Below are 26,999 nucleotides of genomic sequence, written 5' to 3' on the forward strand. Positions count from 1 at the left end.
AGTGCGTTATTACTCCATGACGGCCGGTACAGGCATAGGTGAGACTTTCCCAAACAGTTGTAGGAAATATCCTTAGTTACCGTTCAGTGCTGCCTGGCGGGCAGAAGCCCTGATCTTGCGCTTGCTGCGCTGCACGCCGTAGGCACCCAGCAGCGGCCCGACTGCCAGGCCAATGACCAGGGCGGCCAGGACCAGCACGGCGACTGGCACGGCCGGGGCTGCCCAACCGAACAGGACCAACGAGACGGTTTGCTGGTTCTCCAGCACGAAGAACAGCACCACAGCCGCCAACAGCAGCACGAACACCGCCGCCAGGGCGCGCTTGAGGTTACGCATCAGATTGCTCCTTGTGGAATCAGGTGTGGGCCTCATGTTCTTCTTCATTGACCCGATCGCGCAACTCCTTGCCAGGCTTGAAGTGCGGCACGAACTTGCCTTCGAGGCTGACCGACTGGCCGGTCTTCGGGTTACGGCCTACGCGAGGGGCGCGATAGTGCAGCGAGAAGCTGCCAAAACCGCGGATCTCGATGCGATCGCCAGTGGCAAGGCATTGTGACATCTGCTCAAGCATGGTCTTGATGGCCAGCTCCACGTCCTTGGACGAGAGCAGCCCCTGATGGGTGACAATACGTTCGATCAGCTCCGACTTCGTCATATTTTTCCCTTCGTTATCAAGCAGCTAGATCATTGCTTAACCAGTTTGTAGCACGCTGGGAGGGATTTGAACAGGGTGGTTCTTGACTTAATAAAAAAATTCAAGATTGAAGTTTTACAGGGATGGTCTAGCTGGCGGCGCCTGGCAGGCCCGTCCTCATCGCCGGCAAGCCAGCTCCCACAGGGGATCGCGCCAGCTTCCGGAAAGGTGGGGCACACCGATATACCACTGAGGCAGCACATGCCTTGAAGGCCACACCACCCTCTGTGGGAGCGGGTTCACCCGCGAACACCGGCGTAGCCGGTGCCATCCATCGCGTCGCCTGCTTCGCGGGCATGTCCGCTACCACAGGGGATCGCGCCAGTTTCTGGAGAGTTGGGCACACCGTAATACCACTGAGGCAGCACATGCCTTGAAGGCTACACCACCTTCTGTAAGAGCGGGCGATGCCATGGATGGCACCGGCTACGCCGGTGTTCGCGGGTGAACCCGCTTCCACAGAGGGATCGCGCCAGTTTCCGGAGAGGTGGACACACCATTATCCCACTGAGGGGGGGGGCGGACACGCCAGCTGCTGGAACCCGGACGCCTATGCCAATTGCTGCCGGGAACCCGCTCGGGAAAAGCGTTTGCGCATCGCCAAGGCAGGCTTCTCTACCAGCTCCCACGAAACATAGCCCGCAAACCACGACGCCGGCACCGCAGCCAACATCAACCAGTAGGGACCGGCCCATGGCATGGCCCCCGCCAACACTTGCTGGATCGGAAATGCATACAGGTAGATACCGTACGAGTAATCCTGCACCAACGAAGGCAGCTTCACCTGCGGGCAGTAAGCAAAGTACAACGTGCCGTAAAGCGTCAGGATGGCGCAGGTAAACACCTCGAAGCGCCCACCCTTGCTCAGCAAGAACAATCCGGCGCAGGCAAGCAGCAGCCACCACCCATGCGGGATCACCGCCCGGCACGAATAGAACGCCGAACCCGCCAGGAAACACACCACCAACTTGAATGGGTACTCCCCATAAGCCGGATGCAGGGTATGCAGCCCCAGCGCAATCACCAGCGCCGCCAGCGTCAGCCCTGCCATCGGCCATCGACAAACCCTGGCCACCAGCACCAATACCCCCAGCACCAGGTACATGCGCATTTCCAGCGGAATGGTCCACAAACTGCCATTGACCGAAACCCCATGAAACCTCGGAGTAAAACTCACGCCGGGCAGCACGAACTGGGCATCCTTGAATATCAACAGCGGGCTGTAGACGTACTTGTAAACCTGGCCTTTCGAGAAATACTCGGCAAGCGGCAACGAGGTAACCACTGGCCCCAGCACAAAGGCCATGAGCAGCAGACACACCAGCAAACCAGGCAAGATCCTCAGTGCGCGCGCCAGGTAGAAATCCCGTGCACCATTGCGCTCACCACTGGCAGCGATCAAGAACCCGCTGACCATGAAGAACACTTCAACGCCCAGGCTGTGAACCGGCACCGGCATACCCAGCAGCAACGCCGGGTCGGCACAACTCAGGCACTCCAGGTAGGACAACGCAAAGGAATGCCCAACTACCACAGCGGTTGCCGCCAGCAACCTGATGACCAGGAAATTGTTATCACGCCCGCGACCTTTCATGACGTCGCCAAACATCAACATCATCCACCTCCGATATGGACCATTTCCGACATAAAAAAAGGGCGACCCGAGGGTCGCCCTTTTTTACCGATCAAACAGAACTCAGTTCTGCTTGGCCATTGCTTCGCGCAGCAGCGCAGCCATGGTGGTGTCGGCAGCCGCTTCCGGAGCGTTTTTCAGGCTCTGGATGGCTTCGCGCTCTTCAGCATCGTCCTTCGACTTGATGGACAGGCTGATAACGCGGGACTTGCGGTCAACGCTGATGATCTTGGCTTCGATCTCTTCGCCTTCCTTCAGGACGTTACGCGCGTCTTCAACGCGGTCACGGCTGATTTCGGAAGCTTTCAGAGTAGCTTCGATGTCGTCGGCCAGAGTGACGATGGCGCCTTTGGCGTCAACTTCTTTCACGATGCCCTTGACGATAGCGCCCTTGTCATTGACAGCAACGAAGTTGGAGAATGGATCGTCTTCCAGCTGCTTGATGCCCAGGGAGATGCGCTCGCGCTCTGGGTCGACCGACAGGATGACGGTTTCCAGCTCGTCGCCCTTCTTGAAACGACGCACGGCTTCTTCGCCGGTTTCGTTCCAGGAGATGTCGGACAGGTGAACCAGACCGTCGATGCCGCCGTCCAGGCCGATGAAGATACCGAAGTCGGTGATCGACTTGATGGTACCGGTGATCTTGTCACCCTTGTTGAACTGGCCGGAGAAGTCTTCCCATGGGTTGGACTTGCACTGCTTGATGCCCAGGGAGATACGACGACGCTCTTCGTCGATGTCCAGAACCATGACTTCCACTTCGTCGCCAACCTGAACGACTTTCGACGGGTGGATGTTCTTGTTGGTCCAGTCCATTTCGGAAACGTGTACCAGACCTTCAACGCCTTCTTCCAGCTCAGCGAAGCAGCCGTAGTCGGTCAGGTTGGTAACGCGAGCCTGTACGCGAGTACCTTCTGGGTAACGGGCAGTGATAGCTACCCACGGATCTTCGCCCATCTGCTTCAGACCCAGCGAAACGCGGTTGCGCTCACGGTCGAACTTCAGAACGCGTACGTCGACTTCGTCGCCAACGTTAACGATTTCCGATGGGTGCTTGATGCGCTTCCAAGCCATGTCGGTGATGTGCAGCAGGCCGTCGATACCGCCCAGGTCCACGAAGGCGCCGTAGTCGGTGAGGTTCTTGACGATACCCTTGACCTGTTGGCCTTCCTGCAGGGTTTCCAGCAGGGCTTCGCGCTCGGCGCTGTTCTCGGCTTCCAGCACGCTGCGACGGGAAACGACAACGTTGTTGCGCTTCTGGTCCAGCTTGATGACCTTGAATTCCAGCTCTTTGCCTTCCAGGTGGGTGGTGTCGCGCACAGGGCGGACATCAACCAGGGAGCCCGGCAGGAACGCACGGATGCCGTTAACGTCGACAGTGAAGCCGCCCTTAACCTTACCGTTGATAACGCCCTTGACCACTTCTTCGGCGGCGAAAGCTGCTTCCAGAACAATCCAGCACTCGGCGCGCTTGGCTTTTTCACGGGACAGTTTGGTTTCGCCAAAGCCGTCTTCGACCGCGTCCAGCGCAACGTGAACTTCGTCACCGACCTTGATGGTCAGCTCGCCAGCTTCGTTGTAGAACTGCTCGAGCGGGATGACGCCCTCGGACTTCAGGCCAGCGTGTACGGTAACCCAGTCGCCGTCGATGTCGACAACGATACCGGTGATGATGGCACCCGGCTGAAGATTGAGGGTTTTCAGGCTTTCTTCAAAGAGTTCTGCAAAGCTTTCGCTCATTTTAATTCCTGTAGATTCGGGCGAAACAGACGCCCATAGCCACATTCCAGACAATGTGGGTTTGTTTTAAGTAAAGGAAAGCCGGCAGGACGTTGACTGGTGCCCCTGCCTGCTTTCCTGGCTATCAGAGAAGGTCGCGCAGTGCGATCTCGCTCCTGATACGTTGCAACACCTGCTCGATGGACAACTCGGTAGAGTCCAACTGAATGGCATCGACCGCTGGCTTCAGCGGGGCCACTGCACGTTGGGTGTCGCGCTCATCACGCGCACGAATCTCATCCAGCAGACTCGACAGACTAACATCTTCACCCTTGCCCTTCAACTGCAGGTAGCGGCGACGCGCCCGCTCCTCCGCGCTGGCGGTGAGGAAGACTTTCAACGGCGCGTCCGGGAACACCACGGTGCCCATGTCGCGACCGTCGGCGATCAGGCCCGGCGCCTCGCGGAATTCGCGCTGGCGCACCAGCAGCGCATCACGCACGGCCGGCAGCGAAGCAACCATCGAGGCACCGGCGCCGACGGTTTCGGTGCGGATGACGTTGCTGACGTCCTCGCCCTCGAGGATGATCTGTTGCAGCTTACCGGGCTCGGCGGCGATGAACTGCACATCCAGATGGGCGGCAAGCTTGGTCAGCAACTCTTCGTTGGTCAGGTCGACGCCGTGGTTGCTGGCGTTGAACGCCAGCAGACGGTACAGCGCGCCAGAGTCCAGCAACTTCCAGCCCAGCTCGCGGGCCAGCAGCCCGGCGACCGTACCCTTGCCCGAACCGCTTGGCCCGTCGATGGTGATGACTGGCGCCAGGGCACTCACGACTTGCCCTCTTCCGCCACGCGGATGCCCACTTCGGCGCACAGCGCCAGGAAGTTGGGGAACGAGGTGGCGACGTTGGCGCAATCGTGGATGCGGATCGGTGCGCTGGCGCGCAGCGAGGCAACGCTGAAGGCCATGGCGATACGGTGGTCACCGTGGCCATGCACTTCGCCGCCACCCAACTGGCCGCCGTCGATGATGATGCCGTCCGGGGTCGGCTCGCACTTGATGCCCAGGGTGATCAGGCCGTCGGCCATGACCTGGATACGGTCGGATTCCTTCACACGCAGCTCTTCGGCACCACGCAGCACGGTACGCCCTTCGGCACAGGCAGCGGCGACGAACAACACCGGGAACTCGTCGATGGCCAGTGGCACCAGCTCTTCAGGGATGTCGATACCCTTCAGCTTGGCACCACGCACACGCAGGTCGGCCACCGGCTCGCCGCCGACTTCACGCTGGTTTTCCAGGGTGATGTCGCCGCCCATCAGGCGCAGGATGTCGATCACGCCGGTACGGGTCGGGTTGATGCCAACGTGCTCCAGCACCAGTTCGGAGCCTTCGGCGATGGACGCCGCCACCAGGAAGAACGCCGCCGAGGAAATGTCGGCCGGCACTTCGATACGGGTGGCAGTGAGCTTGCCGCCGGACTGCAGCGAGGCCACCGGGCCGTTGCTGTCGACGCTGTAGCCGAAGCCGCGCAGCATGCGCTCGGTGTGGTCACGGGTTGGCGCAGGCTCGGTGACGGTGGTCTTGCCTTCGGCGTACAGGCCGGCCAGCAGCAGGCAGGATTTGACCTGGGCACTGGCCATCGGCAGCGTGTAGGTCAGCGCCTTGAGCTTGTGGCCACCGCGGATGGTCAGCGGCGGGCGGCCCTCAGGGCCGGTCTCGACCACGGCACCCATTTCGCGCAGCGGGTTGGCCACACGGTTCATAGGGCGCTTGGACAGCGAAGCGTCGCCGGTCATGGTCACGTCGAACGGCTGGCCGGCCAGCAGGCCCGAAAGCAGGCGCATCGAGGTACCCGAGTTGCCCACATACAGCGGCCCGGGTGGTGGCTTGAGGCCGTGCAGGCCGACACCGTGAATGGTCACGCGACCGTGGTTCGGGCCTTCGATGACCACACCCATGTCACGGAATGCCTGCAGGGTCGCCAGCGCGTCCTCACCCTCGAGGAAGCCTTCGACCTCGGTGGTGCCTTCGGCCAGCGAGCCGAGCATGATCGAGCGGTGGGAAATCGACTTGTCGCCCGGTACGCGGATTCGCCCTGACAGGCGGCCACCCGGTTGGGCCAGGAAAATCAGATCGTTGGCGTTCATAGCGTCCACATAGGCCCGGCGGGCCAGGATTTTACTGAAATGCTCGCGGGCAACGCGTGCGCGGGTGAATACACCCAGCAGCTGGTGCCCGTCCCCTTCAGCGATCGCGTCGCGCAAGGCGTCGAGATCGCTGCGATATGTATCAAGCGTGCGCAGGACAGCGTCGCGGTTGGCGAGAAAGATGTCGTGCCACATGGTCGGGTCGCTGCCGGCGATTCTCGTGAAATCGCGGAAGCCTCCCGCAGCGTACCGGAAGATTTCGAGGTTTTCATTGCGCTTGGCCAGTGAATCGACCAGGCCGAAGGCCAGCAGATGCGGCAGGTGGCTGGTGGCGGCAAGCACTTCGTCGTGGCGTTCGACCGACATGTGCTCCACATCGGCGCCCAGCTCGCGCCACAGGCGGTCGACCAGGGCCAGGGCGGCCGGGTCGGTTTCGGCCAGCGGCGTGAGGATGACCTTGTGCCGACGGAACAGGGTGGCGTTGGAGGCCTCTACCCCGCTCTGCTCGGAGCCGGCGATGGGGTGGCCGGGGACGAAGCGCGGCAGGCGCCCCCCAAACACTTCCCGCGCGGCGCGCACTACGTTGCCCTTGGCGCTGCCGACGTCGGTGATGACAGCATCGCCAAGGTCGAGCTGGGCCAGGCGGGCCAGCAGTTTTTCCATGGCCAGGATCGGCACGGCCAGCTGGATGACATCGGCACCGACACAGGCTGCAGCGAGGTCTTCTTCGCAGCGGTCGACCACGCCCAGGGCCACGGCCTGCTTGCGCGAGGGCGCGTCCAGGTCGACACCGACCACTTCGCGGCACAGGCCGCTTTCACGCAGGCCCTTGGCGAACGAGCCACCGATCAGGCCGAGGCCGACCACGACCAGGCGGTTGATGATTGGTGCGGGTTTGGTTTTTGCTGCATTTACCACTGGTGCGAACCCTGTTCAGAAATCTAGACAGCCTGTGAGGGCCATTGGGGCTGCCTTGCAGCCCATCGCGACACAAGGCCGCTCCTACAGGGGCCAGTACAGTTTCGAGGCCTGCACAATACCTGTAGGAGCGGCCTTGTGTCGCGACGGGGCGCGAAGCGGCCCCAACCATCTCAAATCAAAGCACCGCCTTCGGATACGAACCCAGCACCTTCAGCGCCACAGCCTCCTGGCTGATCTGCTCGAGCACCGCCTTGATCAGCGGGTCGCGGTGGTGGCCGACGAAGTCGATGAAGAACACGTAGGTCCACTTGCCGCTGCGCGATGGGCGGGTCTCGATGCGAGTCAGGTCGATGCCGTTCTGGTGGAACGGTACCAGCAGCTCGTGCAAGGCACCCGGCTTGTTGCTCATCGAAACGATGATCGAGGTCTTGTCGTCGCCGGTCGGCGGCACTTCCTGGCTGCCGATCATCAGGAAGCGCGTGGAGTTGTCCGGGCGGTCTTCGATCTTTTCGGCCAGGCGGGTCAAACCGTACAGGTTGGCCGCCATGTCGCCGGCGATCGCCGCCGAGTTCCACTCGCCCTTGACCCGCTTGGCCGCCTCGGCATTGCTCGACACGGCCACGCGCTCCACGTTCGGGTAGTGCGCGTCCAGCCACTTGCGGCACTGGGCCAGCGACTGGGCGTGGGAGTAGATGCGGGTGATGCTGTCGGTCTTGGTGTTCTCGCCCACCAGCAGGTGGTGGTGGATGCGCAGCTCGACCTCGCCGCAAATCACCATGTCGTGCTCGAGGAAGCTGTCCAGGGTGTGGCTGACCGCGCCTTCGGTGGAGTTTTCCACCGGTACCACGCCGAAGTTGACGGCACCGGCCGCCACTTCGCGGAACACTTCGTCGATGGCCGCCATCGGCCGGCTGATCACCGCGTGGCCGAAGTGCTTCATGGCCGCGGCCTGGGTGAAGGTGCCTTCAGGGCCGAGGTAGGCGATTTTCAGCGGCTCTTCCAGGGCCAGGCACGACGACATGATTTCGCGGAACAGCCGCGCCATCTCTTCGTTGTCCAGCGGGCCCTTGTTGCGCTCCATCACGCGCTTGAGCACGGCTGCTTCACGCTCGGGGCGGTAGAACACCGGCTTTTCGCCTTCCGCCAACGAGGCGGTCTTGACCTTGGCCACTTCCTGGGCGCAACGGGCGCGCTCGCTGATCAGCTCGAGGATCTTCTCGTCGAGGCTGTCGATGCGAACGCGCAGCGCCTTCAGTTCGTGCTCGGACATCAGCCGTGCTCCTTCTCGAATTCGGTCATGTAGGCCACCAGGGCTTCGACTGCTTCAAGACCCAGGGCGTTGTAGATGGAGGCGCGCATGCCGCCTACCGAACGGTGGCCCTTGAGGTTGAGCAGGCCACGGGCATCGGCGCCGGCGAGGAAGGCCTTGTCCAGGCGCTCGTCAGCCAGGCGGAACGGCACGTTCATCCACGAACGGGCATTGTGGCTGATCGGGTTGGTGTAGAACTCGCTGCTGTCGATGAAACCGTACAGGCGGTCTTTCTTGGCACGGTTGCGCTGCTCCATGGCATCGACGCCACCCTGCTCTTTCAGCCATTCGAACACCAGGCCCGAGAGGTACCAGGAGTAGGTGGCCGGGGTGTTGTACATCGAGCCGTTGTCGGCCGAGACCTTGTAGTCGAGCATGGTCGGGCAGCTGCTGCGGGCGCGGCCCAGCAGGTCTTCGCGCACGATCACCACTACCAGGCCGCTCGGGCCGATGTTCTTCTGCGCGCCGGCGTAGATCAGGCCGTACTGCGACACGTCGATCGGGCGCGAGAGAATGTCGGACGACATGTCGACCACCAGCGGTACGTCACCGGTTTCCGGCACCCAGTCGAACTGCAGGCCACCGATGGTCTCGTTGGACGCATAGTGCACGTAGGCAGCGTTCTTGGTCAGCTTCCACTCGTTCTGGCCCGGGATGGCCAGGTAATCGTAGGGCTTGGCGCTGGCGGCGACGTTGACGTTGCCGAAGCGGCGCCCTTCCTCGATGGCCTTTTTCGACCAGATGCCGGTTTCGATGTAGTCGGCGGTGCCGTTTTCCGGCAGCAGGTTCAGCGGGATTTCGGCGAACTGCTGGCTGGCGCCGCCCTGCAGGAACAGCACCTTGTAGTTGGAGGGGACGGACAGCAGGTCACGCAGGTCCTGCTCGGCCTTTTCGGCGATGGCCACGTAATCGTCGCTGCGATGGCTCATTTCCATCACCGACAAGCCCTTGCCACGCCAATCCAGCATCTCGGCCTGGGCGCGCTGCAGAACAGCGTCAGGAAGCGCGGCAGGGCCTGCGCAGAAGTTAAAGGCTCGTTTGCTCACATCCACTCTCGCTCTGCCAAATGGTACAAAATCGTTTCTTGCAGGCCACTCACTGCTCTTTGTAGGAGCGGCCTTGTGTCGCGATAGGGCCGCAAAGCGGCCCCCAGCTTTTTGCAGCGCCGCTGAAATCCTGGGGCTGCTGTGCAGCCCTTTCGCGACACAAGGCCGCTCCTACAAAAAGCTCGCCCCACCAAAGGGAGGTTCAGTATTGCCTGCTGTAATCAGTCAAACGGGGCGACCTTGGTCGCCCCGTTCGGGTTTTACGCTTGCTTACTCCTGCGGGGCCTCTTCGGCACCAGCAGCTTCTTCGTTGTCTGGCGCTTCAGCCTCGACGCCCTCTTCGTCCGTCTCGATCACATCATCGAGTTCGTCCTCGGAAGGCTCCTGGATGCGCTCCAGGCCCACCAGTGTCTCGTCGGTAGCCAGCTTGATCAAGGTCACGCCCTGGGTGTTACGACCCAGGCTGGACACTTCGCCAACGCGGGTACGCACCAGCGTGCCCTGGTCGGAGATCAGCATGATCTCTTCGCCTTCCTGCACCTGGATGGCGCCGATCAGCAGGCCGTTGCGCCCCTTGGTGCCCATGGCGATCACGCCCTGGCCACCACGGCCGCGACGCGGGAACTTGGACAGCGGTGTGCGCTTGCCGAAGCCACGCTCGGAGGCGGTGAGGATCTGCGCGCCGGATTCCGGGATCAGCATGGAGATGATCTGCTGGCCCTTGCCCAGCTTCATGCCGCGCACGCCACGGGCGTTACGACCCATCTCGCGCACCACGCTTTCAGCGAAGCGGATCACCTTGCCGGCGTCGGAGAACATCATGACTTCCTTGGCACCGTCGGTGATGGCCGCGGCGATCAGGGTGTCACCTTCCTTCAGCTTCAGGGCGATCAGGCCGTTGGAGCGCGGACGGGCGAACTGCACCAGCGGGGTCTTCTTCACGGTACCCGAAGCGGTGGCCATGAAGATGTAGGCGCCGGTCGGCTCGGCCACCCACTCAGGGGTGTCGCCGTCTTCCTCGTCCACTTCCTCGGCCTCGACCACTTCGCCTTCGAGCACGGTGTCTTCCGCGTCCTCCAGATCTTCGTCGGCGTCAGCGTTCTGCTGCAGGGCCTCGAGGTCGATCTGCAGCATGGCGGTGATGCGCTCACCTTCCTCCAGCGGCAACAGGTTGACCAGCGGGCGGCCGCGGGCGGCGCGGGACGCTTCAGGGATGTCGTAGGTCTTCAGCCAGTACACCTTGCCCTTGCTGGAGAACAGCAGCAGGGTGGCATGGCTGTTGGCAACCAGCAGGTGCTCGACGTAGTCCTCGTCCTTCACCCCGGTAGCCGACTTGCCTTTGCCGCCACGGCGCTGGGCCTGGTAGGCGGACAGCGGCTGGGTCTTGGCGTAGCCGCCGTGGGAGATGGTCACCACGCGCTCTTCTTCCGGGATCATGTCGCCGTAGTTGAGGTCGTGGCGCGCATCGAGGATTTCGGTACGGCGGGCATCGCCATATTCGGCGCGGATGGCTTCCAGCTCTTCGCGGATCACTTCCATCAGGCGCTCGGCGCTGCTGAGGATGCGGATCAGCTCGCCGATCTGCTCGAGGATTTCCTGGTACTCGGCCAGCAGCTTCTCGTGCTCCAGGCCGGTCAGGCGGTGCAGGCGCAGGTCGAGAATGGCCTGGGCCTGTTCCGGCGACAGGTAGTACTTGCCTTCACGCAGGCCGTACTGCTCCGGCAGGTCCTCGGGGCGGCAGGAGTCGGCGCCGGCGCGCTCGACCATGACCTGCACGGCACTGGATTCCCAGGCAGTGGAGATCAGGGCTTCCTTGGCTTCGGACGGGGTCGGCGAGGCCTTGATCAGGGCGATGACCGGATCGATGTTGGACAGCGCGACCGCCTGGCCTTCGAGGATATGGCCGCGTTCGCGGGCCTTGCGCAGCTCGAACACGGTACGGCGGGTCACCACTTCACGGCGGTGACGCACGAACGCTTCGAGCAGGTCCTTGAGGTTGAGCAGGCGCGGACGGCCGTCGACCAGGGCCACCACGTTGATGCCGAATACGCTCTGCAGCTGGGTTTGCTGGTAGAGGTTGTTGAGCACCACCTCCGGCACCTCGCCGCGACGCAGCTCGATGACGATGCGCATGCCGTCCTTGTCGGATTCGTCGCGCAGCTCGGTGATGCCTTCGATCTTCTTCTCTTTGACCAGCTCGGCGATCTTCTCGATCAGGCGAGCCTTGTTCAGCTGGTACGGCAGCTCGGTAACCACGATCTGCTGGCGGCCACCGACCTTGTCGATGTCTTCGATCTCGGAGCGGGCACGCATGTAGATGCGACCACGACCGGTACGATAGGCCTCGATGATGCCCTGGCGGCCGTTGATCAGGCCGGCAGTCGGGAAGTCCGGGCCAGGGATGTGCTGCATCAGCTCATCGATGGTGACGTCGGGGTTGTCGATGAGTGCCAGGCAGCCATCGATGACCTCGCCGAGGTTGTGCGGCGGGATGTTGGTCGCCATGCCCACGGCGATACCGCTGGAGCCGTTGACCAGCAGGTTGGGAATACGGGTCGGCATGACTGCCGGGATCTGCTCGGTGCCGTCGTAGTTGGGCACCCAGTCGACGGTCTCCTTGTGCAGGTCGGCCAGCAGCTCGTGGGCCAGCTTGGCCATGCGCACTTCGGTGTATCGCATGGCTGCGGCGTTGTCGCCGTCCACCGAACCGAAGTTGCCCTGGCCGTCGACCAGCAGGTAGCGCAGCGAGAACGGCTGGGCCATACGCACGATGGTGTCGTAGACCGCAGTGTCGCCGTGCGGGTGGTACTTACCGATCACGTCACCGACCACACGGGCGGATTTCTTGTACGGCTTGTTCCAGTCGTTGCCCAGTTCGCTCATCGCATAGAGAACGCGACGATGCACGGGCTTCAAGCCGTCACGCGCATCGGGCAGCGCTCGCCCGACAATCACGCTCATCGCGTAGTCGAGGTAAGACTGTCTCAGTTCGTCTTCGATATTGACCGGGAGGATTTCTTTGGCCAGTTCGCCCATGAGAAGCCTGATTCCTTTTTCTGGTGAAACTTCGCAGCTCCATCAAGGGCCGAACGAAGCTCGCCGCCGCAGCGCATAAGGGTGCGACGACTTACGACAAATCAATGAGTTGTGCCATGGATCTGCGCAATGAAGGCCGCCGTGGTGGGCGGTCTTGGAAACTGCCGGATGTTATCACAAAGGCAGGGGCGGTGGGGAGATGTGGCAGGTGGCCTCACACGAGGTTGAATCTGGATTTTTTATAGCCTGTGCCGGCCTCTTCGCGGGTAAACCCGCTCCCACAGGTACACCACCGCCCTCAGGCCTTGTGCTATCCCTGTGGGAGCGGGTTTACCCGCGAAGAGGCCGGCATAGGCGCCACGAATATCAATGCAGGCGCTTGCGGCAGATCAATTGTGCCAGTTTGGCGGCATCCGGCCGCTCGACGATGCCGCGCTCGGTCACGATCACGTCGATCAAGTCGGCCGGGGTCACGTCGAACACCGGGTTGAACACCTCGACATCCGGCGCCACGCGGGTGCCGCCAATGTCCAGCAACTCGTCGGCAGCGCGCTCTTCCAGCGGGATGTCCTCGCCCGTGGCCAGGTTCAGGTCGATGCTGGTGCTCGGCGCCACCACCATGAAACGTACGCCGTGGTGCATGGCGCTGACCGCCAGCTGGTAGGTGCCGATCTTGCTGGCCACGTCGCCGTTGGCGGCGATGCAGTCCGCACCCACCACCACCCAGGTGATGCCCTTGCTCTTCATCAGGTGGGCCAGCGCCGAGTCGGCGCACAGGGTCACTGGAATGCCCTCGTTGGCCAGCTCCCAGGCAGTCAGGCGCGAACCATGCAGCCAGGGGCGGGTCTCGCCGGCATACACCCGCTCGACCATGCCCTCCAGGTAACCAGCGCGGATCACCCCCAGCGCGGTGCCGAAACCTCCACAGGCCAGGGCGCCGGCATTGCCGTAGGTGAGCAGGGCCTGGGCGTTGCCCTGGTGGCGGCGGATCAGCTCGATACCGTGCTGGGCCATGGTCAGGTTGGCTTCGCGGTCGCTTTCGTGGATGGCCACCGCTTCGGCCTCCAGCGCCGCCAGCACGCCTTCGTCCGGACGCAGGCGCTGCAGGCGCTCACGCATGCGGTTCAGCGCCCAGAACAGGTTGGCGGCGGTAGGGCGCGCTTCAGCCAGGACAAGGAAGTCTTCTTCCAGGTCCATTTCCCAGTCGCCACCCTCGGCCAGTCGCTCTTCCAGGGCCAGCACCAGGCCATAGGCTGCGGCAATGCCGATGGCCGAGGCGCCGCGCACGGCCATGTCGCGGATCGCCGCCGCCACCTGCGCGACATTGTCGCAGGCCAGCCAGCGCTCTTCCGACGGCAGCAGGCGCTGGTCGAGCAGGTGCAAGACGCCGCCCTGCCAGCGGATCCCGGTCACCTTCTCCGCCGCCAAAAGTCGCTCGCGCATCGCCTCTCCCCGTCGTTCGGATATCAAAAGCCGGCGATTATAGCGACCCTCGGGGCCGAGCGCTCGGGTATACTCCGGCGCAATTTTGCGAAGTTTCAGAGGACTGTTCTAATGAGCAACGTCGACCGCGCCGAAATCGCCAAGTTCGAAGCGCTGGCCCACCGCTGGTGGGACCGCGAAAGCGAGTTCAAGCCGCTGCACGAAATCAACCCGCTGCGCGTCAACTGGATCGACGAGCGCGCCAGCCTCGCCGGCAAGAAAGTGCTGGACGTGGGTTGCGGCGGCGGCATCCTCAGCGAGGCGATGGCCCTGCGCGGCGCCACGGTCACCGGCATCGACATGGGCGAAGCGCCACTGGCCGTGGCCCAGCTGCACCAGCTGGAGTCGGGCGTGCAGGTGGAATACCGGCAGATCACCGCCGAAGCCCTGGCCGAGGAGATGCCTGAACAGTTCGACGTGGTCACCTGCCTGGAAATGCTCGAGCACGTGCCCGACCCGTCTTCGGTCATCCGCGCCTGCTACCGCATGGTCAAGCCTGGCGGCCAGGTGTTCTTCTCCACCATCAACCGCAACCCCAAGGCCTACCTGCTGGCCATCGTCGGCGCCGAGTACATCCTGAAGATGCTGCCGCGCGGCACCCACGACTTCAAGAAGTTCATCCGCCCGTCCGAGCTGGGCGCCTGGAGCCGCGTTGCCGGCCTGCAGGTGAAGGACATCATCGGCCTGACCTACAACCCGCTGACCAAGCACTACAAGCTCAGTAGCGACGTCGACGTCAACTACATGATCCAGACCCTGCGCGAGGAATAAGCATGCGTTTGCAAGCAGTACTCTTCGACATGGACGGCACCTTGCTCGACACGGCGCCGGACTTCATCGCCATCTGCCAGGCCATGCTCGCCGAGCGCGGCCTGCCGGCCGTCGATGACAAGCTGATCCGCGACGTGATCTCGGGCGGCGCCCGGGCGATGGTCGCCGCGACCTTCGCCATGAGCCCGGATGCCGAAGGCTTCGAGGCCCTGCGCCTGGAGTTCCTCGAGCGCTACCAGCGCGACTGCGCGGTGCACAGCAAGCTGTTCGACGGCATGGCCGAGCTGCTGGCCGACATCGAGAAAGGCAACCTGCTGTGGGGCGTGGTCACCAACAAGCCGGTGCGCTTCGCCGAGCCGATCATGCAGCAACTGGGCCTGGCCGAGCGTTCGGCGCTGCTGATCTGCCCGGACCATGTCAAGAACAGCAAGCCCGACCCCGAGCCGCTGATCCTCGCCTGCAAGACCCTCGGCCTGGACCCGGCCAGCGTGCTGTTCGTCGGCGACGACCTGCGCGACATCGAGTCTGGCCGCGACGCCGGCACCCGCACGGCGGCGGTGCGCTACGGCTATATTCATCCAGAGGACAACCCCAACAACTGGGGCGCCGATGTGGTGGTGGACCACCCGCTGGAACTGCGCAAAGTGATCGACAGCGCGCTGTGCGGCTGCTGAACCCCGTCTAGACCGCAGCACAGCCCCTGTGGGAGCGGGTTCACCCGCGAATGCGCCAGCCCAGGCGACACCGGCGTCTGATAGTACGCATTCGCGGGTAAACCCGCTCCCACAGGGGACGGTGCCGCGCCAACGAACTCGAAGGACCTACCATGTTCGACTACACCGCCCGCCCCGACCTGCTGCAAGGCCGGGTCATCCTGGTTACCGGTGCCGGCCGCGGCATCGGCGCCGCTGCCGCCAAGGCCTACGCTGCGCTGGGCGCCACCGTGCTGCTGCTGGGCAAGACCGAGGCCAACCTGAACGAGGTCTACGACCAGATCGAAGCCGCCGGGCACCCGCAACCGGTGGTGATCCCGTTCAACCTGGAAACCGCCCTGCCCCACCAGTACGACGAACTGGCGGTGATGATCGAAGACCAGTTCGGTCGCCTCGACGGCCTGCTGAACAACGCTTCGATCATCGGCCCGCGCACGCCGCTGGAGCAGCTGTCGGGTGACAACTTCATGCGCGTGATGCACATCAACGTCGATGCAACCTTCATGCTCACCAGCACCCTGCTGCCGCTGCTGAAGCTGTCGGAAGACGCTTCGGTGGTGTTCACCAGCAGCAGCGTCGGGCGCAAGGGCCGGGCCTACTGGGGCGCCTATGGCGTGTCCAAGTTCGCCACCGAGGGCCTGATGCAAACCCTGGCCGATGAACTGGAAGGGGTGGCACCGGTGCGCTCCAACAGCATCAACCCGGGTGCCACGCGCACGGCGATGCGGGCACAGGCCTACCCCAGCGAGAACCCGCAGAACAACCCGCTGCCGGAAGAGATCATGCCGGTGTACCTGTACCTGATGGGGCCGGACAGCAAAGGGGTGAATGGGCAGGCGTTCAACGCCCAGTAAGGCTTTTGCCTGTACCGGCCCTTTCGCGGGTGAACCCGCTCCCACAGGGTTATTCACCGCCCATGAGGGCAGCGCAGTACTTGTGGGAGCGGGTTTACCCGCGAAGAGGCCGGGACAGGAGAGCGATCAGCCCGCTGCCAACACCGGGCGCATGCGCCCCTGCTGGCGCCCTTCCAGCTGCATGCACCGCTCCAGGAACAGGTACATGCAGTCATAACTCTTGCAAATCGCCTTGCGCAGTTCATTGCGCAGCCCCTGGGTCGGGTTCTCGCCGGCCAGGGTGCAGATGATCTCCAGCGCCTCCCACGGGTGCGCGTCGTCATACTGGGCATGCATCTTCAGCCACTTCATCGCCCGCTTGCGCTGATCCTCCGGGAAGCCCAGCGCATAGGTGTCGGTGGAGCACACCACCGCCGACCATTCACCGGTCGCACCTTCGATGGCGTAGTTGGTCGCCGCCATGGAAATGGCCAGGTTCTCGGTGGCGCACACGCGCCAGCACCAGTCATTCAGGCCGTTCAGCTCTGGCGGCACATCCTGGGCCTGCAGCTCGTGCAGGTGCACGCCATGCGCCTGGCACCAGTTCACCCAGTAGTCGGCGTGGTTGAGCTCGACACGGATGTTGCGCATCAGCCAGCGCCGCGCCATGTCTTCGCCCTGGTGACGGCCATAGCGGGTCTTGGTCAGGTTGTGAGCCATGTAGAGCGAAAACTGCTCCACCACCGGCCAGCCACCGATCAGGTACTGGCGAATGGTCGATTGCTTCAACTGGCCATCGCGCAGGCGCGCGTAGAACTCATGCTCGACTACCCGGCGCTTGCTCTCGCGGCAGTCTTCAATCAGTTGCTGGGCCCATTGGGGGTAGCTGGCGGGATCCATCAAAGGCCCGATACGAACGAATGCGTCAATCACTTTCAGCTCCTTGATCCTTGTGATTTCTAGCTAGCGAAACGTGCCAGGTGCCCGCTGCAACAGAGGCCGGGCGGCGATCCGTTGGCGCTGCAGACTGTCACAGGTGAACACCTGGGGGCGTTCGATGAGGTAGCCCTGGGCGTAATCCACGCCAATTTCCTGCAAGGCCTGCTCGATCAAGGGTGTTTCGACGAATTCGGCAATGGTGCGCTTGCCCATTACGTGACCGATGTGGTTGATGACCTCGACCATGGCCCGGTTGACCGGGTCGTCGAGCATGTCCTTGACGAAACTCCCGTCGATCTTCAGGTAATCCACGGGCAAATGCTTGAGATAGGCGAACGACGACATGCCAGCGCAGAAATCATCGAGCGAGAAGCGACAACCCAGCCCTTTCAACTCGTTGATGAAGCGGATGGCGCTGCCAAGGTTGGCTATGGCGCTGGTTTCGGTGATTTCGAAACAGATCATCCGCGGCGGAATGGCGTATTCGACGAACAGGCGTTGCAGGTATTCGAGGAACTTGTCATCGCCAATGCTCGACCCCGACAGGTTGATCGCACAGATCGACAGCGGCCCCTCGCGCCCTTCGTCCAGGCACTGGCGGATGACCAGGAACACATTGCGCACCACCCAGCGGTCCAGCGCGGTCATCAGGCCGTAGCGCTCGGCCGCCGGGATGAAGCTGCTGGGCAGGATGGTACGGCCGCTTTCGTCGTGCAGGCGTAGCAGGATCTCGATATGGCCGGGGCCTTCGAAGGTTTTCAGCGGGGCGATTTCCTGGGCGTACAGGCAGAAGCGGTTTTCTTCCAGGGCCACGTGCAAGCGCTGGATCCAGGCCATTTCGCCAAAGCGCATGGACAGCTCGCTGTCGTCGGCATGGTACACCTGCACACGGTTGCGGCCCTTTTCCTTGGCCATGTAGCAGGCCATGTCGGCGGCACGCAGCGAGGTTTCGAGGGTGCCGGGGGACTGGGCCATGTGCACCAGGCCGACACTGACGGTGGTGACGAACGGCCGCCCTTTCCACACGAAATGCAGGCTCTGCACCAGCTGGCGCAGCTGCTCGGCAATGCGCTCGGCCTGATCGGGCGGGCAGTTTTCCAGCAGCACGCCGAATTCGTCACCCCCCAGCCGGGCCAGGGTGTCGCCTTCGCGCAGGCCGGACTGCAGCACGGCGCAGATGTGCCGCAGCAGCTCGTCGCCAGCGGCATGCCCGCAGGTATCGTTGACCAGCTTGAACTGGTCGAGGTCGAGGAACATCAGCGAATGCCGCCCGGCCTGGCGCGCCAGGTCATTGAGCGCCTGCTCCAGGCGGTATTCGAACTCGCGGCGGTTGGCCAGGCCGGTCAGGGCATCGTGGGTCGCCTGCCAGGACAGGTTGGCGATGTACTGGCGCTCCTGGGTCATGTCGTGCAGCACCAGCACGATGCCGCTGACCTGGCCGTCATTGACGATCGGCGAACCGACCAGGTTGACCGACACGGTGCTACCGTCCAGGCGCTGGATCAGCCGGGCATGCTCGGCGCCACCCTTGAGGCTGCCGCTGAGCACCTGTTCGACCAGGCTGCGGCCGTCTTCCTCGGCCTGCTCGTCCACCAGGCTGAACAGCGCCGACAGCGGCAGGCCCTGGGCATGACCGGCCTGCCAGTGGGTCAGTTGCTCGGCGGCCGGGTTCATGTAGCCGATACTGCCCTCCACGTCAGCGGTAATCACCGCATCACCAATGGCCTGCAGGGTGATCTGCGCCCGCTCCTTTTCTTCCTGCAGGGCACTGGCAAAGGCCTGGCGCTGGGCCAACAGCTTGCTGGAGCGGCGCCAGGCAATGGCAATCAGGAACATCGCGGTCAGCAGGTTGGTGATCAGCAGCACCCGCAGCAGCATGCGCGAGCCCTCGCCCAAGGCATCGCTGAACGCCTTGGCGGCCGGGGTTACCCCTTCGTTTATGGTGACGATGCGCGCCTTCCAGTCGCTGACCGTGCGGGCATCCACCGGGCCAGCGGCGAAGCTGCTGCGCATTTCCATGGCCAGCATATCCAGCTTGCCCAGGTAGTCGTCGCCGATGTCCCAGTAGTCGATGGCCGTCTGCATGTAACTGACGTTGCGGAAGTTGCGGTAGAACCAGATGATCCGCTCGACATCGTCGGGGTGGTTGCCGCCTTGCAGCACGGCCTGGCGCGCGGCGTCCAGGTCGGGGCTGGGCTGGTCCAGCACTTCGCGCAGCTGGTGGTCGCCCTGGGGCACGGTGATAGCTTGGCGATAGCGATGGTAGGTGCTGTCGTCGCGGGTTTCGGCGTACAGGTTGAGGTAGTAGATGGCGTCTTTCTGCGCCTTGGACCAAAGGCTTTCGCCCGCGACATAGGCACGCACGGCCGAGAGCGTATAAAGGCTGAGGCTGCCCAAGGCTACCTGGAAGACCACAACGGCGATGAAGGGCCAGGTGATGCCGAGCAACTTTGGCGCTTCTAGAGTGCGATGTCCCTTCATGGAGTCCCTGTCACAGAGCAGATAAGGCGCAAATCAACCCAGACAAAGCACAGCGTAGGCCATTTGCCATCCCGGCGGTTGGGTTTTTTATGCCAGGCTCAACGCCATTTTCGATTATGTCGACGCGCTTTTTGTAGGAGCGCACAGCGCACTTGCTTGTGGGGATCAGCTCTGCTGCAGGTGCCCATACAACTTGGCATACAACCCACCCTCGGCAATCAGCTGCTGATGGTCGCCATCCTCGGCCACATGCCCGCCGTCGAACACCAGCACCCGGTCGGCCTGTTTCACCGCCGACAGGCGGTGGGCAATGATCAGCGTGGTGCGGCCGCTGAGGAAGCGCGCCAGGGCCTGGTGCAGGTTGTATTCGGTGGCGGCATCCAGGGCCGATGTGGCTTCGTCGAGGATCACCACCTTGGGTTCGGCCAGCACCATGCGGGCAATGGCCAGGCGCTGGCGCTGGCCACCGGACAAGCGCACTCCGGAGCGCCCCACCACACTGTCCAGGCCCTGCGGCAACGCGGCGATGGTGGCATCCAGCTGGGCAATACGCAGCGCCTGCCAGCAGGCCTCGTCGCTGCAGTCACGGCCCATGGTCAGGTTGGCGCGCACGGTGTCGTTGAACAACGACGGGTGCTGCAATACCACCGCGACGTTTTCACGCAGGGTTTCCAGGCCGATCTCCTGCAGGCTGGCACCGCCAAAGCGGATGGTGCCGGCCTGGGCGCTGTAGAGGCCCAGCAATAGCTGGACCAGGGTGCTCTTGCCACCACCGCTGGCGCCGACGATCGCCACCTTCTCGCCCGGGGCGATAGACAGGTCGAGGTGCTCGAGCACCGGCTCGTCGGCATAGGCAAAGCGCAGGTCGCGCACTTCGATGCCCACCGTCTCGCGGCCGGCGAACGGGTCGCTGGCAGCCGGGTACTGCGGCTCGTCGTCGCGGGCCAGCAGTTCGTTGAGGCGGCTCAGCGCACCACCGGCGGCGTAGTAGGCGTATTGCAGGTTGAGCAGCTGCTCCACCGGGCCGATCATGAACCACAGGTAGCTGAACACCGCCAGCATCTGGCCGATCGACAGGTCGGAGAACAGCACGGTGAGCATGGCCGCGGCGCGGAAGATATCGATACCGAACTGGAACAGCAGGCCACTGGCGCGGCCGCTGGCATCGCTCTTCCACTGCGAGTCCACTGCATAGTCCCGCACTTCGCGGGCGCGCAGGCCAAGGCGACCGAGGAAGTAGCCCTGGCGGTTGCCAGCGCGGATCTCCTGAATGGCGTCGAGGGTTTCCGCCAGCGCCTGGGTAAAGCGTGCGGTGCTGTCGTTCTCGAGCTTTTTCAGGTGCTTGACGCGCTTGCCCAGCTGCACGGTGAAGTAGATCACCAGCGGGTTGAACAGCAAGATCAGCAAGGCCAGCTGCCAGTGCATCCAGATCAGGATGGCCGCCGTGCCGGTCAGGGTCAGCATGGCCACCAGGAAGCGGCTCAGGGTTTCGCCGACGAACTTGTCGAGGGTGTCCAGGTCGGTTACCAGGTGGGTGGTCACCGTGCCGCTGCCCAGGCTTTCGTATTCCTTCAGCGAAATGCGCTTGAGCCGGTCGATCAGCCGAATGCGCAGGCGGTAGACGATGTCCTTGGCCAGGCCGGCGAACAGCTTGGCCTGGATCACGTTGAACGCCAGGGCGGCCAGGCGCAGGCACAGGGTCAGCAGCAACATCAGGCCGATGTAGCCCGCGGCCACCTGCCAGCTGGACGGCAGCAGGTGGTTCATCCACTTCAGCGCGGCATCGCCATGGCCCAGCAGCACTTCGTCCACCAGCAGCGGCAGCAGCAGCGGGATAGGCACGCTGCAGCAGGCCGCCAATACGGCGATGAGGTTGGCGGACCAGAGGTTTTTCTTGTGATGCAGGGCCAGGCGACGGATTTCCGCCCAGCTCAATCGATCGGCCACAGTGTGAGGTTTGCCCGGTACCGGGTCGGGTGACCCAGGCACATCAAGCACAGGCGGCCTGCTGCAGCCAGCGGCCGAGCAAGGGTTGCAGGCGCTCCAGCGGCTGGTAGCCGTTGGTCAGCAGGGCCAGTTGGCCATTGCGTTCGGCAAGCAAGGTCGGGAAACCGGCGATGCCCAGGTCCTGGGCCCAGCTGAAATCGGCTGCAGTGGCGGCGCGGGTGTCGGCACGGGCGAAGGCCTCGGCGAATACGGCACGGTCGAAGCCTGCCTGTTCGGCCAGGTCGACCAGATGCGGCGCAACGGTCACGTCCACGCCTTGCTCGTAGAACGAACGCTGGATCAGCGCCAGCAGCGGCCAGACGCGCTCTGCGTCCAGTTCGCGGGCGGTGACCAGGGCACGGCACGCCGGCTCGGTGTCGTAGACGAAGCCGTCGGGCATGGCCCCCTCGAAGCGGAACGGCTGGCCGGTGGCATCGGCCACCGCCTGCCAGTGTTCGAGGATGTACTTGCGGGTAGAGCTGTCCAGGGCACTGCCGCCGGTACGCAGCCCGCCCGGCACCAGGCGGGTGGGCACGCCTGCCTCACGCGCCTGGGCGATCAGGGCCGCGGCCACGGGTGCGAAACCCCAGCACCAGGAGCACATCGGGTCCATCACATAGATCAGGCGTGCAGACATGCATCAAGCCTCGGCTTTGTAGTTGTAACCGATCGGGTGCGGCAGGTTGCGGGCCTTGGCCAGCTCGATCTGCTTCTGCCGGTCGATGGCGCTACGCCGGGTCTTCTCGCTCAGGGTGTCCCAGCAATGCGGGCAGCTGACCCCTGGCGAATAGTGCTCGGACGCGCGCTCCTCTGCATTGATCGGGTGGCGGCAGGCGTGGCACTGGTCGTACTCGCCTTCGCTCAGGTCATGGCGCACCGTGACGCGGTTGTCGAAGACGAAGCAGTCGCCGTCCCACAGGCTTTCTTCCTGAGGCACTTCCTCGAAGTATTTCAGGATGCCGCCCTTAAGATGATAGACCGCCTCGAAGCCTTCACCGAGCATGTAGCTGGAGGCTTTTTCGCAACGGATACCGCCGGTGCAGAACATGGCAACCTTCTTGTGCTTGCTGGGGTCGAAGTTGGCCTTGATGTAGTCGGGGAACTCGCGGAAGGTTTCGGTCTTCGGGTCGATGGCGCCCTTGAAGGTACCGATGGCCACTTCGTAGTCGTTGCGGGTGTCGATCAGCAGCACTTCCGGGTCGCTGATCAGCGCGTTCCAGTCCTTGGGCTCGACGTAGGTGCCGACCGCCTGGTTCGGGTCCACGCCCGGCACGCCGAGGGTGACGATCTCTTTCTTGAGCTTGACCTTGGTGCGGTAGAACGGCTGTTCGTCGCAGTACGATTCCTTGTGGTCGACATCGACCAGGCGCGGGTCGTTGCGCAGCCAGGCCAGCAGGCCGTCGATGCCTTCGCGGGTGGCCGACACGGTGCCGTTGATGCCCTCGTGGGCCAGCAGCAGGGTGCCCTTGACGTTGTTGTCGAGCATGGTCTTGAGCAGCGGCTCGCGCAGCTCGACGTAGTCTTCCAGGGTGACGAACTTGTACAGCGCCGCGACGACGATGGGTTGGGACATGAAGCAGAATCTCCAGGTGGTTGCCCTCGTAAGGGGCGGACCGGGTTTGACAGGTGTAGAAAAAGCTTGGGGGCGCTTTGCGCCCCTTTCGCGACACAAGGCCGCTCCTACAAGGGAATGCACAACCCGATGGCTGTTGCGATCCCCTGTAGGAGCGGCCTTGTGTCGCGAAAGGGCCGCAAAGCGGCCCCCGGATTTTGCAGGATTCTACCAGAACAACAGCAAGGTTTCAGTGCCCGCCGCCCGCGCACACCGGCGAGGCCGGTGCAACGCCGACCTTGGCCCATTCTTCGGCGGTGTAGGTGTGGATGGCCAGGGCATGGATCTCGCCCATCAGCTCACCCATGGTGGCGTACACCTTCTGGTGGCGCTTGACGCTGTTCAACCCGGCAAACTGCTCGCTGACGATCACTGCCTTGTAGTGGGTCTCCTGACCACGACTGTGCATGTGGCTTTCGTTGAGCACTTGCAGGTGTTGCGGCGCCAGGGCGGCCAGCTGCTGTTCGATACGCTGTTGCATGGTCATCGCGGCGTACTCACTTCTTCGCCGGGGCGGCGGCCTTGCCAGCGTTCGGGTCCAGCTCCTTGGTCATGTCGTCCAGCAGCTTGTTCACCACCGGTACCGCTGGCTCCAGGCTCTGCTGGGTCAGCTGGGCCGACTGCTGGGTGACCTTGGGCATTTCGCGCAGCACTTTCTTGCCCAGCGGCGATTCGTAGAACTTGACCAGGTCCTTGAGCTCCTGCTCGGTGAAGGTCTGGGTGTACAGGTCGACCATCTTCGGCTTCAGCTTGTTCCAGCCGATGGCGTTGTCCAGCGCGGCGTTGGCCTTGGCCTGGTAGCTTTCCAGCACCGCCTGCTTGGTGGTCGGGGCCTTGGTCTGGGCGAAACGCTGGGCGAACATCTGCTGGACCTGCATGTACACCGGGGTGCCCAGCTTGTCGGCGTTGGCCAGGGTCAGGAATTTCTCGGCAGCAGCGTTGTGGCTGGCGGTGGCAGCGAGTACCTGGCCGCTGGCGCAAGCCAGGGCAACGGCGGCACAAAGGACACGGAGACGGGTCATTGCATTTCCTTCAGAAGAGAGGGAGGCGGGTACCTCAGAGTAGAGCATTCTGCGCCGTGGTGGCGATGTGCTCAAGTGGCACGACGAGCGACGGAACCGCTCGGTCGAATCAGGGCCTAAACTGCGATTTCGAACTACACAGGAGTGAGTACAGAATGAGCCGTATCGAGACAGACAGCCTGGGCCCGGTCGAAGTTCCTGAGGACGCCTACTGGGGTGCGCAGACCCAGCGTTCGCTGATCAACTTCGCCATTGGCAAGGAACGCATGCCCATCGCGGTGCTGCACGCCCTGGCGCTGATCAAGAAGGCCGCGGCCCGCGTCAACGACCGTAACGGCGACTTGCCAGCCGACATCGCCCGGCTGATTGAGCAGGCCGCCGACGAAGTGCTGGGCGGCCAGCATGACGACCAGTTCCCGCTGGTGGTCTGGCAGACCGGCAGCGGCACCCAGAGCAACATGAACGTCAACGAAGTGATCGCCGGGCGGGCCAACGAACTGGCCGGCAAGGGCCGTGGCGGCAAGGCACCCGTGCACCCCAACGACCACGTCAACCGCTCGCAGAGTTCCAACGACTGCTTCCCCACCGCCATGCACATCGCTGCGGCGCACGCGGTGCACGACAAGCTGCTGCCGGCCATCGCAGAGCTGTCCTCGGGGCTGGCCGAGCTGTCGGCACGCCACCACAAGCTGGTGAAGACCGGCCGCACGCACATGATGGACGCCACGCCGATCACCTTCGGCCAGGAAGTGTCGGCCTTCGTCGCCCAGCTCGACTACGCCCAGCGCGCCATCCGCGCCACCCTGCCGGCGGTGTGCGAACTGGCCCAGGGCGGCACTGCCGTGGGTACCGGGCTCAACGCCCCGCATGGTTTTGCCGAGGCCATCGCCGCCGAGCTGGCGGCGCTGTCCGGCCTGCCGTTCGTCACTGCGCCGAACAAGTTCGCTGCCCTCGCCGGCCACGAGCCGCTGACCAGCCTGGCCGGCGCCCTGAAGACCCTGGCCGTGGCCCTGATGAAGATCGCCAACGACCTGCGCCTGCTGGGTTCCGGCCCGCGCGCCGGGCTGGCCGAGGTACGCCTGCCGGCCAACGAGCCGGGCAGCTCGATCATGCCAGGCAAGGTCAACCCGACCCAGTGCGAAGCGCTGTCGATGCTGGCCTGCCAGGTGCTGGGCAACGACGCGGCGATCGGCTTTGCCGCCAGCCAGGGGCATTTGCAGCTGAACGTGTTCAAGCCGGTGATCATCCACAACCTGCTGCAGTCGATCGAATTGCTGGCTGACGGCTGCCGCAACTTCCAGCAGCACTGCGTGGCGGGCATCGAGCCGGATGCCGAGCAGATGGCGGCGCACCTGGAACGGGGGTTGATGCTGGTGACGGCACTGAACCCGCATATTGGCTATGACAAGGCGGCGGAAATTGCCAAGAAGGCCTATGGCGAAGGCAAGACCTTGCGCGAGGCGGCACTGGAGTTGAAGTACCTGACCAATGAGCAGTTCGACCAGTGGGTGAGGCCGGAGAACATGCTGGCTCCGGGGGGCAAGGGCTGACAGCTCAGAGACCGCGCTCCCCTGTAGGAGTGGCCTTGTGTCGCGATGGGCTGCGCAGCAGCCCCCAAAAATCTATGTCGCTGCCGAGATTTCTGGGGCTGCTGCGCAGCCCATCGCGACACAAGGCCGCTCCTACACAGAGCGCGCAACCCTCTTGAACTTGCGGGCGCGCCACCCGGCCACCAGCGAAGGCCCCAGCGCCACCAGCGCAGAGCCCAGCACCACCGTCACTGCCCCCACATAGCCCAGGGCATTGATGTCCTCGGCGTGCACATACTCAGGCCACACCAACGCCGCCAACGCCACCGCGACAAAGGTCACCAGCGGGGTCAGCGCCAGCGTGGCACTCACCCGCGACGCCTCCCAGTGCGCCAGCGCCTCGGCGAACGCGCCATAGGCCACCAGGGTATTCAGGCAACAGGCCAGCAACAGCCAGCCTTGCACCGGGGTCAGCTGCAACGCCTCCAACGGGTGGACCCAGGGCGTCAGCAGCGCGGCGCAGCTGAGGTAGATCACCATCATTACCTGCTGCGAATGCCACACAGTCAGCAGCTGCTTCTGGCTAAGCGCATAGAACACCCAGATGCTGGTGGCCAGCAGGATGGTCAGCACGCCGGTGGTATAGGTGCCGAGCGAGGTCAGCAGCTCTTCCAAACGCTGGTTGAAAAACAGCCCGAACCCCGCCAGCAGGATCAGCAGGCCCACGCCCTGCCCCAGGCTGAAACGCTCGCGGAACACGAACACGCTTGCCACCAGCAACAGCACCGGGCCGATCTGCACAACCAGTTGCGCGGTGCCCGGGCTGAGCAGGTTGAGGCCGATCAGGTACAACACGTAGTTGCCCATCAGGCCAAGCACGGCCACTACCACAAGGCCTTTGCCCTTGGGCGCCAGTTTGCGCAAGGAGGGCAACCTGCGCTTGGCGGCCAGCCAGGCGAACAGCAGGCCACCGGAGACCAGCAGGCGGTACCAGGTGACGGTGACCGGGTCGACCACTTGCAGCACCTGCTTGAGCTTGATCGGCAGGATGCCCCAGAGCAATGCGGTCAGAAGTGCCAGGAACAGGCCATAGCCCCAGCGGCCGGTAATGGTGTGCATAAA

Annotated in this window: 22 protein-coding genes; 4 read left to right on the top strand and 18 right to left on the bottom strand. The window is 63.6% G+C overall.

The annotated features are described in order from the left end of the window. Nucleotides 1-72 precede the first annotated feature (72 nt). The 10 genes from CAG00_RS21875 to mtnA form a co-directional block, all read right to left on the bottom strand. On the bottom strand, nucleotides 73-336 hold the full coding sequence (locus CAG00_RS21875; protein WP_085617676.1) for a lipopolysaccharide assembly protein LapA domain-containing protein: 264 nt from the start codon (nucleotides 334-336) through the stop codon (nucleotides 73-75). A 19-nt stretch (nucleotides 337-355) separates the two neighbouring features. Then, complete coding sequence (gene ihfB, locus CAG00_RS21880; protein ID WP_013971456.1) at nucleotides 356-655, bottom strand: integration host factor subunit beta; 300 nt, start codon at nucleotides 653-655, stop codon at nucleotides 356-358. Nucleotides 656-1,244: 589 nt separating this feature from the next. Beyond that, a complete protein-coding gene (locus CAG00_RS21890; protein WP_176240910.1) occupies nucleotides 1,245-2,303 on the bottom strand; it encodes an acyltransferase in 1,059 nt (352 codons plus the stop codon). 87 nt (nucleotides 2,304-2,390) lie between these two features. After that, complete coding sequence (rpsA, locus tag CAG00_RS21895; protein WP_003252673.1) at nucleotides 2,391-4,067, bottom strand: 30S ribosomal protein S1; 1,677 nt, start codon at nucleotides 4,065-4,067, stop codon at nucleotides 2,391-2,393. Between the two features lie 124 nt (nucleotides 4,068-4,191). Next, the gene (gene cmk, locus CAG00_RS21900; protein ID WP_085589994.1) at nucleotides 4,192-4,878 is read right to left on the bottom strand and encodes a (d)CMP kinase; all 687 of its coding nucleotides are present in this window, start codon (nucleotides 4,876-4,878) and stop codon (nucleotides 4,192-4,194) included. Beyond that, a complete protein-coding gene (locus CAG00_RS21905) occupies nucleotides 4,875-7,082 on the bottom strand; it encodes a bifunctional prephenate dehydrogenase/3-phosphoshikimate 1-carboxyvinyltransferase (RefSeq protein ID WP_238067670.1) in 2,208 nt (735 codons plus the stop codon). The genes cmk and CAG00_RS21905 overlap by 4 nt, the downstream gene beginning before the upstream one ends. Before the next feature lie 211 nt (nucleotides 7,083-7,293). After that, nucleotides 7,294-8,388 carry a prephenate dehydratase gene (gene pheA, locus CAG00_RS21910; protein WP_025338102.1) on the bottom strand — a complete coding sequence of 365 codons (1,095 nt, stop codon included), beginning with the start codon at nucleotides 8,386-8,388 and terminating at the stop codon, nucleotides 7,294-7,296. Continuing rightward, entirely contained in the window at nucleotides 8,388-9,473 is a 1,086-nt protein-coding gene (gene serC / locus CAG00_RS21915; protein WP_025338101.1) for a 3-phosphoserine/phosphohydroxythreonine transaminase, read from the bottom strand. Before serC ends, pheA begins: the two co-directional genes overlap by 1 nt. Nucleotides 9,474-9,743: 270 nt before the next feature. Next, on the bottom strand, nucleotides 9,744-12,509 hold the full coding sequence (gyrA, locus tag CAG00_RS21920; protein WP_085665328.1) for a DNA gyrase subunit A: 2,766 nt from the start codon (nucleotides 12,507-12,509) through the stop codon (nucleotides 9,744-9,746). Between the two features lie 366 nt (nucleotides 12,510-12,875). Further along, nucleotides 12,876-13,952, bottom strand: a complete 1,077-nt coding sequence (gene mtnA, locus CAG00_RS21925; RefSeq protein WP_085665329.1) for an S-methyl-5-thioribose-1-phosphate isomerase — start codon at nucleotides 13,950-13,952, stop codon at nucleotides 12,876-12,878. 111 nt (nucleotides 13,953-14,063) lie between these two features. On the opposite strand from mtnA, the gene ubiG reads away from it, so the two are divergent. The 3 genes from ubiG (at nucleotide 14,064) to CAG00_RS21940 (ending at nucleotide 16,329) form a co-directional block, all read left to right on the top strand. Then, a complete protein-coding gene (ubiG, locus tag CAG00_RS21930) occupies nucleotides 14,064-14,762 on the top strand; it encodes a bifunctional 2-polyprenyl-6-hydroxyphenol methylase/3-demethylubiquinol 3-O-methyltransferase UbiG (protein WP_025338098.1) in 699 nt (232 codons plus the stop codon). Between the two features lie 2 nt (nucleotides 14,763-14,764). Continuing rightward, a complete protein-coding gene (gene mupP / locus CAG00_RS21935; protein WP_085617670.1) occupies nucleotides 14,765-15,436 on the top strand; it encodes an N-acetylmuramic acid 6-phosphate phosphatase MupP in 672 nt (223 codons plus the stop codon). A gap of 152 nt (nucleotides 15,437-15,588) precedes the next feature. Further along, a complete protein-coding gene (locus tag CAG00_RS21940) occupies nucleotides 15,589-16,329 on the top strand; it encodes a YciK family oxidoreductase (protein WP_025338096.1) in 741 nt (246 codons plus the stop codon). 126 nt (nucleotides 16,330-16,455) lie between these two features. Here the strand turns inward: CAG00_RS21940 and CAG00_RS21945 are convergent, their stop codons facing one another. The 7 genes from CAG00_RS21945 to CAG00_RS21975 form a co-directional block, all read right to left on the bottom strand. After that, complete coding sequence (locus CAG00_RS21945; protein WP_075044056.1) at nucleotides 16,456-17,241, bottom strand: TenA family transcriptional regulator; 786 nt, start codon at nucleotides 17,239-17,241, stop codon at nucleotides 16,456-16,458. A 30-nt stretch (nucleotides 17,242-17,271) separates the two neighbouring features. Beyond that, a complete protein-coding gene (locus tag CAG00_RS21950) occupies nucleotides 17,272-19,728 on the bottom strand; it encodes an EAL domain-containing protein (RefSeq protein ID WP_085617668.1) in 2,457 nt (818 codons plus the stop codon). A gap of 165 nt (nucleotides 19,729-19,893) precedes the next feature. Continuing rightward, nucleotides 19,894-21,726 (bottom strand): ABC transporter ATP-binding protein, encoded by a 1,833-nt coding sequence (locus CAG00_RS21955; protein ID WP_085665330.1) that lies wholly within the window; start codon nucleotides 21,724-21,726, stop codon nucleotides 19,894-19,896. Next, the gene (locus CAG00_RS21960) at nucleotides 21,719-22,351 is read right to left on the bottom strand and encodes a DsbA family protein (protein WP_085665331.1); all 633 of its coding nucleotides are present in this window, start codon (nucleotides 22,349-22,351) and stop codon (nucleotides 21,719-21,721) included. Before CAG00_RS21960 ends, CAG00_RS21955 begins: the two co-directional genes overlap by 8 nt. 3 nt (nucleotides 22,352-22,354) lie before the next feature. Beyond that, nucleotides 22,355-23,287: a rhodanese-related sulfurtransferase gene (locus CAG00_RS21965; protein WP_025338092.1), complete on the bottom strand. Its 933-nt coding sequence runs from the start codon at nucleotides 23,285-23,287 to the stop codon at nucleotides 22,355-22,357. A gap of 229 nt (nucleotides 23,288-23,516) precedes the next feature. Beyond that, nucleotides 23,517-23,813 carry a BolA family transcriptional regulator gene (locus CAG00_RS21970; protein ID WP_003252644.1) on the bottom strand — a complete coding sequence of 99 codons (297 nt, stop codon included), beginning with the start codon at nucleotides 23,811-23,813 and terminating at the stop codon, nucleotides 23,517-23,519. Nucleotides 23,814-23,823: 10 nt separating this feature from the next. Beyond that, nucleotides 23,824-24,348: a DUF2059 domain-containing protein gene (locus CAG00_RS21975; RefSeq protein ID WP_025338091.1), complete on the bottom strand. Its 525-nt coding sequence runs from the start codon at nucleotides 24,346-24,348 to the stop codon at nucleotides 23,824-23,826. Between the two features lie 155 nt (nucleotides 24,349-24,503). On the opposite strand from CAG00_RS21975, the gene CAG00_RS21980 reads away from it, so the two are divergent. Next, nucleotides 24,504-25,898: a class II fumarate hydratase gene (locus tag CAG00_RS21980; RefSeq protein WP_025338090.1), complete on the top strand. Its 1,395-nt coding sequence runs from the start codon at nucleotides 24,504-24,506 to the stop codon at nucleotides 25,896-25,898. Between the two features lie 132 nt (nucleotides 25,899-26,030). On the opposite strand, the gene CAG00_RS21985 is transcribed toward CAG00_RS21980, so the two are convergent. Next, nucleotides 26,031-26,996, bottom strand: a complete 966-nt coding sequence (locus tag CAG00_RS21985) for a DMT family transporter (RefSeq protein ID WP_025338089.1) — start codon at nucleotides 26,994-26,996, stop codon at nucleotides 26,031-26,033. Nucleotides 26,997-26,999 lie beyond the last annotated feature (3 nt).

This window comes from Pseudomonas sp. B5(2017), assembly GCF_002112825.1.
In the GTDB taxonomy this organism is placed as follows: domain Bacteria; phylum Pseudomonadota; class Gammaproteobacteria; order Pseudomonadales; family Pseudomonadaceae; genus Aquipseudomonas; species Aquipseudomonas putida_Z.